12 protein-coding genes and 1 pseudogene are annotated in these 14811 nt (G+C 71.7%); 9 read left to right on the top strand and 4 right to left on the bottom strand.

Annotated features, from left to right (window positions below; translation table 11 throughout):
• Window positions 1-8: 8 nt before the first annotated feature.
• Genes idi through HQM25_RS06960 form a run of 7 tightly spaced genes read left to right on the top strand, consistent with a single transcriptional unit; the run spans window position 9 to window position 5602 of the window.
• Complete coding sequence (gene idi / locus HQM25_RS06990; RefSeq protein ID WP_172989583.1) at window positions 9-560, top strand: isopentenyl-diphosphate Delta-isomerase; 552 nt, start codon at window positions 9-11, stop codon at window positions 558-560.
• Window positions 560-1612 (top strand): polyprenyl synthetase family protein, encoded by a 1053-nt coding sequence (locus HQM25_RS06985; protein ID WP_172989582.1) that lies wholly within the window; start codon window positions 560-562, stop codon window positions 1610-1612. Before idi ends, HQM25_RS06985 begins: the two co-directional genes overlap by 1 nt.
• Window positions 1609-2493, top strand: coding sequence for a phytoene/squalene synthase family protein (locus tag HQM25_RS06980; RefSeq protein ID WP_254359598.1), 885 nt, complete (start codon window positions 1609-1611; stop codon window positions 2491-2493). Before HQM25_RS06985 ends, HQM25_RS06980 begins: the two co-directional genes overlap by 4 nt.
• Window positions 2490-4055: a phytoene desaturase family protein gene (crtI, locus tag HQM25_RS06975; RefSeq protein ID WP_172989581.1), complete on the top strand. Its 1566-nt coding sequence runs from the start codon at window positions 2490-2492 to the stop codon at window positions 4053-4055. Before HQM25_RS06980 ends, crtI begins: the two co-directional genes overlap by 4 nt.
• A 1-nt stretch (window position 4056) precedes the next feature.
• Window positions 4057-4416 (top strand): lycopene cyclase domain-containing protein, encoded by a 360-nt coding sequence (locus HQM25_RS06970; protein ID WP_172989580.1) that lies wholly within the window; start codon window positions 4057-4059, stop codon window positions 4414-4416.
• Window positions 4413-4721, top strand: a complete 309-nt coding sequence (locus tag HQM25_RS06965; protein WP_172989579.1) for a lycopene cyclase domain-containing protein — start codon at window positions 4413-4415, stop codon at window positions 4719-4721. Before HQM25_RS06970 ends, HQM25_RS06965 begins: the two co-directional genes overlap by 4 nt.
• On the top strand, window positions 4718-5602 hold the full coding sequence (locus HQM25_RS06960) for a prenyltransferase (RefSeq protein ID WP_172989578.1): 885 nt from the start codon (window positions 4718-4720) through the stop codon (window positions 5600-5602). Before HQM25_RS06965 ends, HQM25_RS06960 begins: the two co-directional genes overlap by 4 nt.
• A gap of 88 nt (window positions 5603-5690) precedes the next feature.
• Here the strand turns inward: HQM25_RS06960 and HQM25_RS06955 are convergent, their stop codons facing one another.
• Together HQM25_RS06955 and HQM25_RS06950 are read right to left on the bottom strand one after the other, a co-directional pair.
• Window positions 5691-8612, bottom strand: a complete 2922-nt coding sequence (locus tag HQM25_RS06955) for a UPF0182 family membrane protein (protein ID WP_172989577.1) — start codon at window positions 8610-8612, stop codon at window positions 5691-5693.
• A gap of 111 nt (window positions 8613-8723) precedes the next feature.
• Window positions 8724-9842 carry a YlbL family protein gene (locus HQM25_RS06950; RefSeq protein ID WP_172989576.1) on the bottom strand — a complete coding sequence of 373 codons (1119 nt, stop codon included), beginning with the start codon at window positions 9840-9842 and terminating at the stop codon, window positions 8724-8726.
• A gap of 128 nt (window positions 9843-9970) precedes the next feature.
• On the opposite strand from HQM25_RS06950, the gene HQM25_RS06945 reads away from it, so the two are divergent.
• Window positions 9971-11398, top strand: a complete 1428-nt coding sequence (locus tag HQM25_RS06945) for a zinc-dependent metalloprotease (protein ID WP_172989575.1) — start codon at window positions 9971-9973, stop codon at window positions 11396-11398.
• Window positions 11399-11500: 102 nt separating this feature from the next.
• A pseudogene (locus tag HQM25_RS18045) lies at window positions 11501-12166 on the top strand (hypothetical protein); the annotation flags it as partial.
• Here the strand turns inward: HQM25_RS18045 and HQM25_RS06940 are convergent.
• Together HQM25_RS06940 and nudC are read right to left on the bottom strand one after the other, a co-directional pair.
• Window positions 12063-13844 carry an ATP-dependent helicase gene (locus HQM25_RS06940; RefSeq protein ID WP_172989574.1) on the bottom strand — a complete coding sequence of 594 codons (1782 nt, stop codon included), beginning with the start codon at window positions 13842-13844 and terminating at the stop codon, window positions 12063-12065. The pseudogene HQM25_RS18045 and the gene HQM25_RS06940 sit on opposite strands and share 104 nt — an antisense overlap.
• A complete protein-coding gene (gene nudC, locus HQM25_RS06935; RefSeq protein ID WP_254359597.1) occupies window positions 13841-14752 on the bottom strand; it encodes an NAD(+) diphosphatase in 912 nt (303 codons plus the stop codon). The genes HQM25_RS06940 and nudC overlap by 4 nt, the downstream gene beginning before the upstream one ends.
• Window positions 14753-14811 lie beyond the last annotated feature (59 nt).

Raw genomic sequence — 14811 nt, 5'->3', positions numbered from 1 at the left:
AGGGATCTATGACCGACACCGACCATGTCGTCCTCCTCGATGACGACGGCCGCGCCATCGGCACCGCGCCCAAGTCGAGCGTGCACGGCACGGATACCGCGCTCCACCTGGCTTTCTCGTGCCACGTGATGAACGAGGAGGGCCAGGTGCTCGTGACCCGCCGGGCACTGGGCAAGACGACCTGGCCCGGGGTCTGGAGCAACTCCTTCTGCGGACATCCCAAGCCCGCCGAGCGCGTGCTGCAGGCCGTGCACCGCCGCGCCGAGTACGAGCTGGGCCTGACGCTCGCCGACATCGAGCTGGCCCTGCCGCTGTTCCGCTACCGCGCGGTCGACGTCAACGGCATCGTCGAGCACGAGATCTGCCCGGTGTACACCGCGCGCGCGGTCGGCGAGCCCGTCCTCAACCCCCTCGAAGTGGTGGATGCCCGCTGGGTCGACCCCCGCGACCTCGCCACCGCCCTCGACGCCACGCCCTGGGCCTTCAGCCCGTGGCTGGTCCTCCAAGCGCAGCAGCTGCACCTGTTCGGCCGCGTCCCCGCTCAGCGACAGGCGTCCTGATGCCCTTCCCCGCCCATCCCGACGCCGATGCAGCGGTCGAACGCGCCCTCGCGGGCGTGCGCGACCGCGCCGCGCCCCTGGGCGGGGCGTTCCCCGATCTGGCCGGGGCGCTCAGCCGCGCGGCGCAGGGCGGCAAACGCTTCCGCCCGGCGCTCGTGTGCGCGGCGTTCGACGCGTTCGGAGGCGAAGCGGACCGCCGGCCGGGTCTGGTCCGGGTGGCTGCCGCCTTCGAGCTCCTCCACGCGGCGTTCGTCGTGCACGACGACGTGATCGACCACGACACGGTGCGCCGCGGCATCCCGAACGTGGGCGGTGAGTTCCGCCTGCGCGCCGCGGCACGGGGCGTGGATGCCGCAGCGGCGGCGGTCCTCGGCGATGCAGCCGCGATCCTCGCGGGCGACCTGCTGCTGCATGAGGCGGGGCGGGAGATCGTCCGCGCCGACCTCGACCCCGATCTGCGCGAACGCGTGCTCGACATCTTCGACGAGGCGGTCTACGTCTCGGCCGCCGGGGAGCTCGCCGACGTAGAGAACAGCGTCGGCGGGGAATGGGCGGCGACCGACGAACTGCTCACGACGGCCTTCCAGAAGACGGCAGTCTACTCCTTCAGCGCACCGCTGCGCGCCGGCGCCGTCATCGCCGGAGCCTCGATCGAGGCGCTTGCGCTGCTCGACCACGCGGCAGGGCGACTCGGGGTGGCCTTCCAGCTCGTCGACGATCTCATCGGCGCCTTCGGCACGGAGGAGCAGGCGGGCCGCGAAGCCGGAGTCGACCTGCGCGAATCCAAGCGCACGCCGCTGGTCGCCCTCGCGCGGCAGACCGACCTGCAGCCGCACGTCGATTCAGCCCTCGCGCTCGCGCCGACCGGACCGATCGCGGTGCGGGAGGCGCAGCGGGTGCTCGAGAAGAGCGGCGCACGCGCCCGATTGCGTACGCTCATCGATGACGACCTGCGACGTGCGCGCGACATCGCCGACGACCCGGCGCTGCCGGTGGCCGCCGGCGGCATCCTGCGTGCGATCGCCGATGCCGTGGAAGGACGCATCCCGTGACCGCACCGCGTACGGCCCCCTCGGTGGCAGACGCCCTCGCCCTCTACGACCGCACGGCCGAGGACGCCGCCGCCACCGTGATCTCGCGGTACTCGACGTCGTTCGGGCTCGCCTCGCGACTGCTCGGCCCGCGCCCGCGCCCGCATGTGCGCAACGTGTACGCGCTGGTGCGGGTGGCTGACGAGATCGTCGACGGCCCCGCCGCCGCCGCGGGGCTCCCCGAGTCGGAGCTGCGCCGCGTGCTCGACGACCTCGAGGCCGAGACCCTCGCCGCGGTCGCGCGCGGCTTCAGCGCCAACCTGGTGGTGCACGCCTTCGCGCGCACCGCCCGATCCTGCGGCATCGGCGACGACCTGATCCGGCCGTTCTTCGCCTCGATGCGCACCGATCTGACCACCACGCACCACGACGGCGCATCGCACGACGCGTACGTCTACGGCTCGGCCGAGGTGGTCGGCCTCATGTGCCTCCAGGTCTTCGTCGGCGCCGACACCGCGCAGCCCGCGACCGCTGCCCCCGCGCTCGTCGACGGGGCACGGCGCCTGGGTCGCGCCTTCCAGGACGTGAACTTCCTGCGTGATCTCGACCACGACGAGGTCTCGCTCGGCAGGGACTACCTCGGCCTCCACGACGGCGTCACGCGCATCGACGTGCTCGATCGCATCGACGCCGATCTCGACGCCGCAGCCGCCGTCATCCCGGACCTCCCCGCCGACTGCCGCCGCGCCGTCACGGCCGCCCACGACCTGTTCGCCGAGCTGTCGCGGCGGCTGCGTCGCTCCCCCGCCGACGGCGAGCGGGTGCGCGTTCCCGACCCGGTGAAGGCCGGGCTCGCCGCGCGGGCGTGGATGGGCATGGCGCCACGGGAGGCCCGCGGATGAGCGCGGTCGAACCCGGGCGCGCCCTCGTCGTCGGCGGCGGGATCGCGGGGCTGGCCACCGCCGCGCTCCTGGCCGAAGAGGGCTGGTCGGTCACGGTGTGCGAGGCGCGCTCCGAACTGGGCGGGCGCGCCGGATCGTGGGAGCAGGACGGCTTCCGCTTCGACACCGGCCCGAGCTGGTATCTCATGCCCGAGGTGTTCGATCACTTCTTCGAACTCCTCGGCACGAGCGCCGCCGCCGAGCTCGATCTCATGCCGCTCGATCCGGCCTACCGCGTATACACCGATCCGCGCACCGCGCACGGCGGGGCCGTCGACGTGCGCTCGGGGCGCGAGCGCGCCACGGCGCTGTTCGAATCGATCGAGCCGGGCGCAGGCGCGAAGCTCGCGGCGTACCTGGACTCCGCGGGCGACGCGTACGAGCTCGCCGTCACCCGCTTCCTTTACGACACCTACGAGACCACCGCGGGCCTGCGCGACCCGGCGCTCCTGCGGCGCGCGCCGCAGCTTGCGCCGCTGCTGACCCGCACGCTCGCCTCCCACGTCGAGCGGCGCTTCGACGACCCGCGTCTGCGTCAGATCCTCGGCTACCCTGCCGTGTTCCTGGGCGGCTCCCCCTACGGGGTGCCGAGCCTGTACCACCTCATGAGCCACCTCGACCTCGACGAGGGCGTGCTCTACCCTCGCGGCGGATTCACCCAGATCATCGGCGCGATCGAGCGGCTCGCCCGCGCGCGCGGCGTCGAGATCGAGACGGATGCCGCTGTCGCGCGCATCACGACCAGCGGCCGCACGGCCACCGGCGTGCTCCTGCGCGACGGGCGTGAGCTGACCGCGGACCTCGTGGTGTCCACCGCGGATCTGCACCACACCGAGACCGAGCTTCTGCCGCCCGAGCTGCAGACCTATCCCGACGCCTGGTGGCGCCGGCGCACCCCGTCGCCGGGGGCGCTGCTGCTCCTGCTGGGGGTCGAGGGGCGCGTGGACGAGCTCGCCCACCACACCCTGCTGTTCACAGAGGACTGGCGCGAGAACTTCGAGGCGATCTTCGGCGAGCGGCCCCGCATCCCCGACCCCGCGTCGCTCTACATCTGCCGTCCCAGCGCCACCGACGACACGGTCGCGCCCGCCGGCCACGAGAACCTCTTCGTGCTCGTCCCCGTCCCGGCCGACCCCGCGCTCGGCCACGGCGGTGTGGACGGCGACGGCGACGCGCGGGTCGAGGCCGCCGCCGACCGGGTGATCGCGCAGATCGCGGCCTGGTGCGGCATCCCGGATCTCGCCGGACGCATCGTCGTGCGCCGCACGATCGCACCCGGCGATTTCGCCTCCGATCTCGGATCATGGCGAGGCAACGCCCTGGGACTGGCCCACACCCTCGGTCAGAGCGCGATGTTCCGCCCGCGCAACGTGTCGCGCAAGGTCGACCGGCTGGCGTACGCGGGCGGATCGGCTCTTCCCGGCATCGGTCTTCCCATGTGCCTCATCTCGGCGGAACTCGTGGTCAAGCGCCTGCGCGGCGATCGCACACCGGGTCCGCTCACCGTTCCGGCACGGGTGTGATGTGCCGGGGCTCTATCTCGCGGCGATCCTCCTGTCGGCGGTGGGGATCGCTCTGATCGACCGGCGCTTCCGGCTGGCCGCGTGGCACGCCCCTGGACGCACCGCCGTCTCGGTCGGCGTCGGCGTGGCCTTCTTCCTCGCCTGGGACGCTGTGGGCATCGCGACCGGGGTGTTCGTCAAGGGGGACAGCCCCCTGCTGCTCGGCTTCGACCTCGCGCCCCACCTTCCCGTCGAGGAGCCGGTGTTCCTCGCGTTCCTGAGCTATCTGGCGCTCGTGGCGTGGGCGGGGGCACGGCGTGTGCTCGACGCCCGCTCGACGCGCGGGGCGGATGTGCCGTCACGACGGGAGGACGCCCCGTGACGTACGCGCTCATCGTCATCCCGTTCGCGCTCGTCACGGCGCTGGTCGTGGTCGCGACCGTCCGTCGCCCCGGGTTCGGGCGGCGCATGGCGGCCTCGGCGATCGCCGCCGTCGTGCTGGTGGTGCTCACCGCCGTCTTCGACAACCTGATGATCGCGGCCGGACTGTTCACCTACCCCGCCGAGCACCTGAGCGGACTGCGCGTCGGCCTCGCGCCGATCGAGGACTTCTCGTACGCGGTGTGCGCAGCCTTCCTCGTGCCCGCCGTGTTCACCCTGACGACCCGTGAGGAGACCGTTCGATGACGGATGCCGCCCTCGGCCCCACCCGCGTGCTGCGGGAGCTGATCGTCTCGTCCCGGCCGGTGAGCTGGATCAACACGGCGTATCCGTTCGCCGCGGCGTACCTGCTCACGACGCGCGAGGTCGACGCGGTGCTGGTGATCGGGACGATCTTCTTCCTCATCCCGTACAACCTCGCGATGTACGGCATCAACGACGTGTTCGACTACGAGTCGGATCTGCGCAACCCGCGAAAGGGCGGCGCGCACGGCGCGGTGCTCGATCGCCGCATGCACGCCGTCACCCTGTGGGCGGCGGGCCTGTCGTGCGCGCCGTTCGTGGCATACCTTCTCGCGGTGGGCTCCCCCGCGTCGTGGCTCGTGCTCGCGGCGAGCCTCTTCTTCGTCGTGTTCTACAGCGCTCCCCCGCTGCGGCTGAAGGAGGTGCCCTTCGCGGACTCGCTGACCAGCAGCATCCACTTCTTCTCCCCCGCGGTGTACGGGCTCGTGCTGGCGGGCGCGGCCTGGACGTGGCAGCTGGCCGCCGTGATCGTCGCGTTCGCGCTGTGGGGCGTGGCCTCACACGCCTTCGGCGCGGTCCAGGACGTGCTGGCCGACCGTGAGGCGGGAATCGCCTCGATCGCCACCGCGCGCGGTGCGCGCTGGACGGTGCGCTTCGCTCTTGTCTGCTACGCCGCCGCCGGCGTGGTGATGCTGCTGACCGCGTGGCCCGGCCCGCTCGCCGCGGTCGTGGCGCTGCCCTACCTGATCGCGGTGTGGCCCTACCGGCGCATCACCGATGCGACTGCGGCGGAGGCGACGCGCGGCTGGCGGATGTTCCTGTGGATCAACCAGATCGCGGGGTTCCTGGTGACCCTCCTCCTGATCTGGTACGCCATCACCTGATCCGGGAACCCGGGAACCCGGTTCGCGACGGTGAGAGCCCCGTCCGGCAGTGCCGGACGGGGCTCTCACATCCTGGTGCGGGCCGCGGTCACTCCTGCACGCCGAGGGCGATCAGTCGCTCCACGGCTTCGGTGAGCTGCTCGTCGGCCTCGGCGAAGGCGGCGAGGTCGCCGGCCTGGAGGGCCGCGTCGCGGGCGAGCATGGCCTCACGCGCGTCCTGGAGCGCCGCCTCGTAGTCGCTCGAGGGCTCGGTGGGCGTCGTCGGCTCATCGGTCTCGCCGGGGGTGGGCGTGGGCGTCGGTGTCACCGTGGCCCCCGGAGTCGGCTCCACCCCGTCGTCGCCGGCCACCGCACCGGAGTCGCCGCCGAAGAGGGCGTCGAGCGCCTCGTTCAGGGTGTCCTCGAACGCGATGTCGGTGCCGAACGAGACCAGCACCTTCTGCAGGTTCGGGAGCTTGGTGGCCCCCGAGGACTGCACGAAGACCGGTTGGACGTAGAGCAGGCCACCGCCGACGGGGAGGGTCAGGAGGTTGCCGTTGAGCACCTCCGACTGCCCCTGACGCAGGATGTTCATCTGCGAGGAGATCGCGGTGTCGGAGTTGAACGTGTTCTGCACCTGTCCCGGGCCGGGCACCGTGGTGTCGGCATCGATGACGAGCATGCGCAGCTTGCCGTAGTCCTCGCTCTTGACGCCGGCTTCGCTTCCGGCATCGGAGTCGACGGACAGGTAGCCCATGAGCACGTTCCGGGCGTTGCCGCCCTCCGATGAGGGGATGAACGTCGTGAACATCGAGTACGACGGGTCGGCCTGTCCCGGCATCTTCATCGTCAGGTAGTAGGGCGGCTGCAGCTGCGTGTCGACCTGCGGGTCGTTCGGGGTCTCCCACGCGTTGTCGCGCTGGAAGAACGACTGCGCGTCGTCGACGTGGTAGACGCCCAGGCCGTAGCGCTGCACCTTGAACAGGTCGGTGGGATACCGTACGTGGCTCATCAGCTCGCCCGACATCTCGCTCATCGGCTCGACCGTGTTCGGGTAGACCTTCTGCCACGCCTGCAGCAGCGGGTCCTCGTCATCCCACGCGTACAGCGTGACCGAGCCGTCGTACGCGTCGACGGTGGCCTTCACGGAGTTGCGGATGTAGTTGATGTCGTCGAGCGCGAAGCGGGGCGCCGGGTTGCTCGAGTCGGAGATGGCCGCCTGCAGACTCACAGTGGACGAGTACGGGTGGTACGCCGAGAGCGTGTAGCCGTCGACGATCCACACGATGCGCCCGTCCACCACGCTCGGGTAGGGGTCGCTGTCGAGGGTGAGGTACGGGGCGGCCTTCTGCACGCGGTCGAGCGGGTTGCGGTCGTAGAGGATCTGCGACTCCTCGTTGACGTTGTCCGAGAACAGGATCTGCTCCGACTGGAACTTCAGCGCGTAGATGAGCCGGGTGAACACGTTGCCGACGCTCGGCCCGCCCTCACCGTCGAAGGTCGTCTTCGTCTCTGTCGCGCCGTCCGCGCCCGAGGGGTAGTCCAGCTCCACGTCGGGAGAGCCCTCCGGCGCGCCGACGATCGAGTACAGCGGCGACTCCTCGCCGAAGTAGACGCGCGGTTCGTAGTCCTCCTCCGTGAGGAAGCCTGCCGCGGGGATGCCGCGCTCCAGGAACACGGGGTCGCCGTCGACCGTGCGGTCGTTGCCCTTGGCGACCACCAGACCGTAGCCGTGGGTGTAGACCAGCGCGGTGTTCTGCCAGGAGGCGGCCGCACCCAGCTGGTCCATGTTCAGCTCGCGCACCGAGACCACCGTGTCCTGCGACATCCCGTCGATGTCGTAGCGGTCGACGTCGAGCGTCTCCTGGAACTGGTAGTAGGAGCGGTACTGCTCGATCTGCCGCACGGTCGGCGAGATGATCGCCGGATCCATGATGCGGATCTGCGCCGTCGTGTCGGCGTCTTCGCGCAGCTGGCCGGCCGCCACGTCGGTGACCGCCTCGAAGTCGCTCTTCTCGAGGTCTTCGAAGCCGTAGGCCTCCTTCGTCATGTCCACGTTGCGCTGGTAGTACTCGCGCTCGAGGCTCAGCTGGTTCGGTCGCACCTGGAAGGTGTTGACGACCCAGGGATAGCCGACGCCGACGACGATCGCCGAGACGATCAGCAGGCCCGTCGCGATGAGCGGGTAGCGCCACCGGCCGATGATGGCCGTCACGAAGAAGAGGATCCCGACCAGCGCTGCGACGACCGCGAGGATCGTCTGCCCGGGGATCGTGGCGTGGGTCTCGGTGTAGCCCGCGCCGGTGATGCGGCCGAGGGCTCCGGGCTCGACGAGCGTGCGGTAGCGGTCGAGCCAGAGGCTCGCGCCCTGCGCCAGCAGATAGAGGCCGGCGATCACGGCGAGCTGGATGCGCGCGGCCTTGGAGATGCGCAGCTCGCGCTGGCCGATGCGCACCGAGCCGTACAGGTACGCCACGAGCGCGGTGACCAGCAGGCAGATCAGCAGCACCGCGGACACGAAGCCGAGCAGCGCGCCGTAGAAGGGCATCGCGAACAGGTAGAAGCCGGTGTCGAGGCCGAACTCGGGGTCGGTCGTCGAGGTGGCGACGCCGTTGAACCACAGCCAGGTGGTCTCCCACTGCGCGGAGGCCGCGAAGCCGGCGAAGAAGCCGAAGAAGACGGGGATGCCCCACATGGCGAGCCGGCGCAGCGGCTCCACGACCTCCTGATACCGGTCGAGCTGAGAGCTCAGGCGCGCATAGACGGGGCGGAGGCGATAGGCGAGCTGGATGGCGAGCCAGACCGGCACCGCCATTCCCAGGAAGCCGACGCCGAACATCGCGACGCGAGCGAGCCACTGGGTCACCAGGACCGACTCGAAGCCGAGCTGGTCGTACCAGAGCCAGTCGGCGTAAAGGTTGGCGAAGACGAAGAACGCCACCACCAGCGCGGCGATGATCGCCAACGAGATCGCGATGATGCGTCGGGAACGGGTAGGTGTGGCCGGGTTCGGCGCTGACGTCGTGGTCACCGTCCCATCCTAGGCGGGCGGTTCTGGGGGATCTCCGAGTCCGCGCTGGGCGAACGCTCGGGTTTCGGACACGCTTTGGTCACGAACCGGCCCAGAAGGCAGGGCGTCGCGTCACGACGTGCAGGCGGGGAGGGCGTCGAGGTCGCCGTCGGTGCGCACCGCCTCGAGCGCGTCGAGCGCATCGTCGAGGGTGTCGATCGCGAACACCCGCAGGCCGCCCGGCACGTTGTCCACGACCTCGTCGCAGTTCTCCACGGGCGCCAGGAACCATTGGGCGCCCGCCTCGAGAGCCCCCCACATCTTCTGGCGGATGCCGCCGATGGGACCGACGTCGCCGGAGCCCGAGATCGTGCCGGTGCCGGCGAAGGAGTCGCCCCCGGTCAGCTCCTCCTCGGTGAGGGTGTCCATGATCCCGAGCGCGAACATCATCCCGGCGCTGGGTCCCCCCACGTTGTCGAGCTGGATGGTCACGTCGAAGGGGAAGTCGTAGTCGGTCAGCAGCGTGATCCCGAGCAGCCACGTCGCGTCGCCGTCGACATCGACCTCCTTCGGAGTCACCTCCACCGTCATCGGCTCGCCGTCGCGCTCGATGGCGATCTCGACCGGCGCACCGCCGCCCGCGTTGACGATGGCACGCAGGTCCTCCGCGTCGGCGACCGGCTCTCCCTCGGCGGAGACGACCACATCGCCCTCCTGGAGGATGCCCTCGGCGGCCGACTCGTCGACGAGGGAGTGCACCGAGATGATCGGGGCGATGTCGTAGCCGAGCTCGGAGAGAGCTGCCGCGGTGGCTTCCTTCTGGGAGTCGACCATCATGGCCGCGCTCTGCTGGTTGCGCTCGTCCGTCGTCTGCCCGGCCGGGAAGACCGCGTCGATGGGAAGGACGGCGCGGCGGGGATCGAACCACGCCGTCGCCAGCTCCAGCCAGGTCGGGGTGCGGTCGCGATTGCCGACGACCTGCACGGTGAGCAGGTCGAGCGTGCCCTCGGTCGGGAACGTCTCGGCGCCCTCGACCGAGATGAGGGGCACGTCGGTGCCGTCGGCGGCCTCCGCCGTCCCGAGCGTGTCGTAGACCGGGCCGGGGCGCTGGATGACGTAGTCGGTGGGCAGGAAGGTGAGCACGAGGAGCACGACCATCGCCACCGCGAGCGCCCAGATCCCCGCGAGCGTCGTGCGCGACACACGGCGTCGGGCGGGAGGGAGGGGGACGTTCTCGTCGAACAGCGTCACGGGGACACCTTTCCAGACCGGTTCGTTCGCGGCCGGCGTAAGGCGTTCTGGGCGGCTGCCGGGGAGTGCGATGCTTCTGCGCACTAGCGTAGAACGCGACGTCCCGACCCTGCTGAAAGGCGGCTGATGTGGCTGACGACGATCGCACCCCCGAAGACGACTTCCAGGAGATGCTGCGCCGGCTGTTCGCAGGCGGCGGCGAGGAGTTCGATGCCGAGCAGCTCTCGCGGCTTTCCGGCATGAACATCGATCCCGCGATGATGCAGGCGGTCATGCGGCAGCTGCAGGGCGCATTCGCCTCCGGGGGCGAAGGGATCTCGTGGGAGCTCGCGCAGCGCCAGGCGCTGCACATCGCCAACCAGGAGGGGCTCGGGATCACCTCGGGCCAGCGATCGGACACCGACCAGGCTTTCCAGCTGGCGATGCTGTGGCTGAGCGAGGCGACGACGATTTCGCAGCTGGCGCAGCCGCCGCGATCGATCACGCGGGGAGAGTGGGTCGAGAAGACGCTCCCGGTGTGGCAGGAGCTCGCCGAGCCCGTGGCGACGAGCATCGCCGACGCCCTCACCGCGAGCCTGCGCGAACAGGCTCCCGAGGAGATGCAGGACCTCGTGCAGGGCGCGGGGCGCCTCATGCGCACCGTCGGCGGGTCGCTGTTCGCGACCCAGCTCGGCCAGGTCGTGGGCAACCTCTCCAAAGAGGTCGTCTCCGGCGGGGATGTCGGCATCCCGCTGATGCCCGACGGCGACGCCGCGATCCTGCCGCAGAATTTCGCCGACTTCGGCCGCGAGCTGGGCATTCCCGACGACCAGCTCGCGCTCTACGTCGCCACCCGCGAACTCGCCCACGCGCGCCTGTTCCGGCACGCTCGCTGGCTCCGCCTGCACGTCATCTCGCAGGTGACCGAGTTCGCCCGCGGCGTGCGCGTCGACACCGACGCCCTCGAGGATCTGGCTTCGCGCTTCGACCCGTCCGAGCCCGACGAGCTTCGCCGGGCGCTCGAGAGCGGGGCGCTCCTGCCGGAGCGCTCCGAGGCGCAGAACGCGGCGCTCGCGCGACTGGAGAACCTCCTCGCGACCGTCGAGGGATGGGTCGACGTCGTCACCGAGCAGGCGGTGGCGCGCCTGCCCTCGGCGGACCGCATCGCCGAGGCCGTGCGACGCCGCCGGGCGGTGGGAGGCCCCGCCGAGCGCGCCTTCGGGTCGCTGGTGGGCCTCGAGCTGCGCCCGCGCCGCATGCGGGAGGCGGCGTCCATGTGGCGCGCCGTGACCGACGCTGTCGGCGTGGCCTCCCGCGACGCACTGTGGGACTACCCCGACCTCATGCCGACCGCCGAAGACATCGACGACCCGGCGGCGCTGGTGGCGCGCCTGGAGGCGCGCGCCCGAGGCGAAGAGCCCGAGCCCGACGATTTCGACGATGCGCTCGCGCGTCTGCTGGCCGGCGAGGACATCGCCGGAACCGACGGGGCCGGGACGGATGGCGCGACCTCGACGAGCGACGCGCACGATCACGACGACGAGGACGGCACGCCCGGCGACCACCGACCCGTCTAGCGCCTTCGGTCCGGTCCTCCCCTGTCGAGGGTGGGGCGAGGTCGCCTCCTGACCTGTGGATAACCGCGGCCGCGGGCCGGCGGGGACGCCAGACTCGGGCGTATGACCCGGTTCGACTCGACCTTCTCGCCCGTCTGGCGCACCGCCCCCGCGGCACCGGTCGGGGTGCGCACGGCACCTGCGACACGCGTGCGGATCGAAGTCCCCGCCGACCTCGCCCCCGACGTCGCCGACGCCCTCTCCTACGCGGTCGCCGACGCGGGGCATACGGTGGAGATCGTCGCGCACGTCCCCCAGCGCGCCTCCCGGCCCGCGATCGACGACGCCGCAACCGTCCTCGTGGCCCACCACCTCCTCGATCCGCGGCGCACGGTGCCGTACATGTCGCACGACATTCCGCACCTGCCGGTGGTGTTCGGCCCCGAGCGCACCGAGGTCGGACCGATCATCGTGCCGGGCCGCACCCCCTGCGTGTCGTGCGACGTCGCGCGTCGGCGCGCGGCTGATCCGGCCTGGCCGCACCTCGCGGCGCAGCTTCTGGCACTCGCACCTCCGCGGATCACGGCGTCCCGCGCGAGCGAGGCCGGCGTCGTCGCGGCGGTCCTCCTGGCAGAGGCTGCGCAGGTTGCGCGCGCCGATGTCCGCGACTGGTCGGCCGACGCGGTCAGCGGGCGCCCGACCGCGCTCTCGAGCCGGTCGGTGACGCTGCGGACCGGGTCGCTGCGCCGCTCGTGGCGGACGCTGAGACCGCACGAAGACTGCCGCTGCCGATCTCTCGAAGAAAGCGGCTCGGCATCCGCGCACGCGCTCCCCGCGCCCACGACAGCGTCAGCGACCGCGCAGCCCGCGTGATCCCGACGTAGGCCAGGCGTCGCTCCTCATCGACCTGCTCGAAGGTGGTGGCGTAGCCGATCGGCAGGAGCCCCTCGGCGAGCCCGATGAGGTGCACGTGATCCCACTCGAGCCCCTTGGCCGCGTGGAGGGTCGCCAAGGTGATCGTCTGCAGCGCCGGCTCATCGTGGGCGCGTGCCCGCGCGGCGAGCTCGTCGGTGAACGCCCGCAGCGTGGTGCCGGCAGGCGCCTCCTGAGCCAGACGCAGCAGCGCCGCCCGCGCCTCCCACGCCTCGCGCAGAGCGCCGCGCGCCTCGGGCGGATCGTCGCTGAGACCGAGCGAGCGCAGCACGTCGCGCACGGCGTCGAGGAACCCGCGCTCCTGCGGCGCGACCGCCGCGCCGCGCAGCGCCATGATCGCCTGCCGCACCTCGGGCATGTCGAAGAAGCGTCGACCGCCGAGGACCGTCGCGGCGATTCCGGCGTCGGCGAGCGCGGCGACGATCTCCGCAGACTGGGAGTGCGCGCGATACAGCACGGCGATCTGCCGCGGGTCGGCGCCCGCGCCGATCTGCGCCGCGATCCGAGCGGCCACCGCCCGCGCCTCCTCGGCGTCATCGTCGAAGGCGGTGACGGTGGGCACGGGATTCTGGCTCCCCGACTCACCCCCGCTGTCGGGCGATTCTCTCTCGGCGGCGACGAGGTGGAGGGCGCCCGGGCGATTGCGCATGAGCTCGTTCGCGACGGCGAGCACGCGGTCGGCCGAGCGGTAGTTGGTCTCCAGGCGCACGACCCGCGCGCCGTCGTGATGACGCGCGAAGTCGAGCAGGTAGCGCGGATCGGCGCCGGCGAACGAGTAGATGGTCTGGCTCGCATCGCCGACGACGCAGAGGTCGCGCCGGTCGCCGACCCAGAGCTCGAGCAGGCGATGCTGCAGCGGCGAGACATCCTGGAACTCGTCGACGGTGAAGTGACGGTACTGCTCGTGGACGGCGCGGGCGACCGAGGGCTCGGCCTCGAGCATCCCGGCGCACGCCAGGAGCACGTCCTCGAAGTCGAGCTGACGCCGCTCGTCCTTGAGCTTCTCGTACGCGCCATGCAGTGCCACCACGCGGTCGACGCCCAGGCGGCCCACGCCCTGCGGGCGCGCTGCGGCGTAGTCGGAGATCGAGCGCATCGTCACCTTGCGCCACTCGATCTCCGCCGCGACGTCGCGCAGCGTCGACGTGTCGGGGTCCAGACCGATGGTGTCGGCGGCATGGGCGAGCAGGCGCACCTTGTTGTCGACGATCGAGGGCACGGAATCGCCGGCGACGGTCGGCCAGAAGAAGTTCAGCTGAGCGAGCGCGGCCGCGTGGAAGGTGCGGGCCGCGACGCCGTCGACGCCCAGACGGCGCAAGCGCCCGCGCATCTCTCCCGCTGCCTTGGCGGTGAAGGTGACCGCCATGACGCGGCCGGGCGAGTAGGCCCCGGTGTCGACGCCGTGCGCGATGCGGTGCGTGATGACCCGCGTTTTGCCTGTGCCGGCACCGGCGAGCACGGCGACCGGTCCGCGCAGCAGGCTCGCCGCTTCGCGCTGCCGCTCGTCGAGGCCGGCCAGGGCACGATCGTTCATCGGCTCCCCGCGTACCAGTCGCTGATGAGCGTATGTGCGATCGACGCCTGCCCGGGCAACTGGATGCCGCCCTCGCCGCGCAGGGCGGCGCCGATCTCCTCGCGCGTGAACCAGCGCACCGCCACGATCTCCTCGCCGTCCGGCCGTGCGGCAGCGTCCTCGACCGCGGTCGCGAGGAACCCGAGCATCAGCGAACGCGGGTACGGCCACGCCTGCGAGCCGCGGTAGCGCAGATCGCCGACCGTGACGCCGGCTTCCTCCTCGAGTTCCCGGTGCACCGCCGCCTCCAGCGACTCCCCCGCCTCGACGAAGCCGGCGAAGCACGAGTACCGCTCGCCGGACCACACGGCGTTCGCCCCGAGCAGCAGGCGGTCGGGATCGGCCGCGGAGGTCACAGCGACGATCACGGCGGGGTCGGTGCGCGGGAAGTGCTGGCGGGAGCACGCCGGGCAGCGCCGGGACCAGCCGGCGTCGCCGAGCACGGCGCGCGCGCCGCAGGCGGGGCAGAACCGCGCGTCGTGGAGCCAGCGCGCCAGACTCACCGCCTCGACCATCGCCCCCGCATCGCCCGCCGACAGCGCGGCACCCACGCTGCGCAGGCCCGCCCACCCGGCGGGCGCCGCGAAGGGCTCGCCGTCCGACGCGTCCAGGGCGGCGACCAGGTGCGCGGTGCCCTGTGCATCCCGTCCGAGCAGCGCCCACTCGGCATCGGCGGGCGCATCGGCGGGCGCGACCCAGAGGAGCGCGCCCGAGCCGGACAGCGGCGCGGTGTCGCCGCTGAGCACGAGCACGCGCGTCGCCTCATCGGCGCGCAGGGATGCGAGAAGGCCGTCGCGGAAGCGCTCGTCGCCTCGACGATCGAGCGTGCCCCGGGCCAAGGCCGGAGAGGGGTGATCGGTCGGCGTCACACGACTCTCCCTGCACAATCCGCACAACATGGGCCATCGACGAGCCGGGCCGCCGGTCC

This window comes from Microbacterium hominis, from assembly GCF_013282805.1.
Lineage (GTDB): Bacteria > Actinomycetota > Actinomycetes > Actinomycetales > Microbacteriaceae > Microbacterium > Microbacterium hominis_B.
The sequence above is the reverse complement of the archived record's forward strand: the minus strand, read 5'-3'. Positions and strand labels throughout refer to the sequence as shown.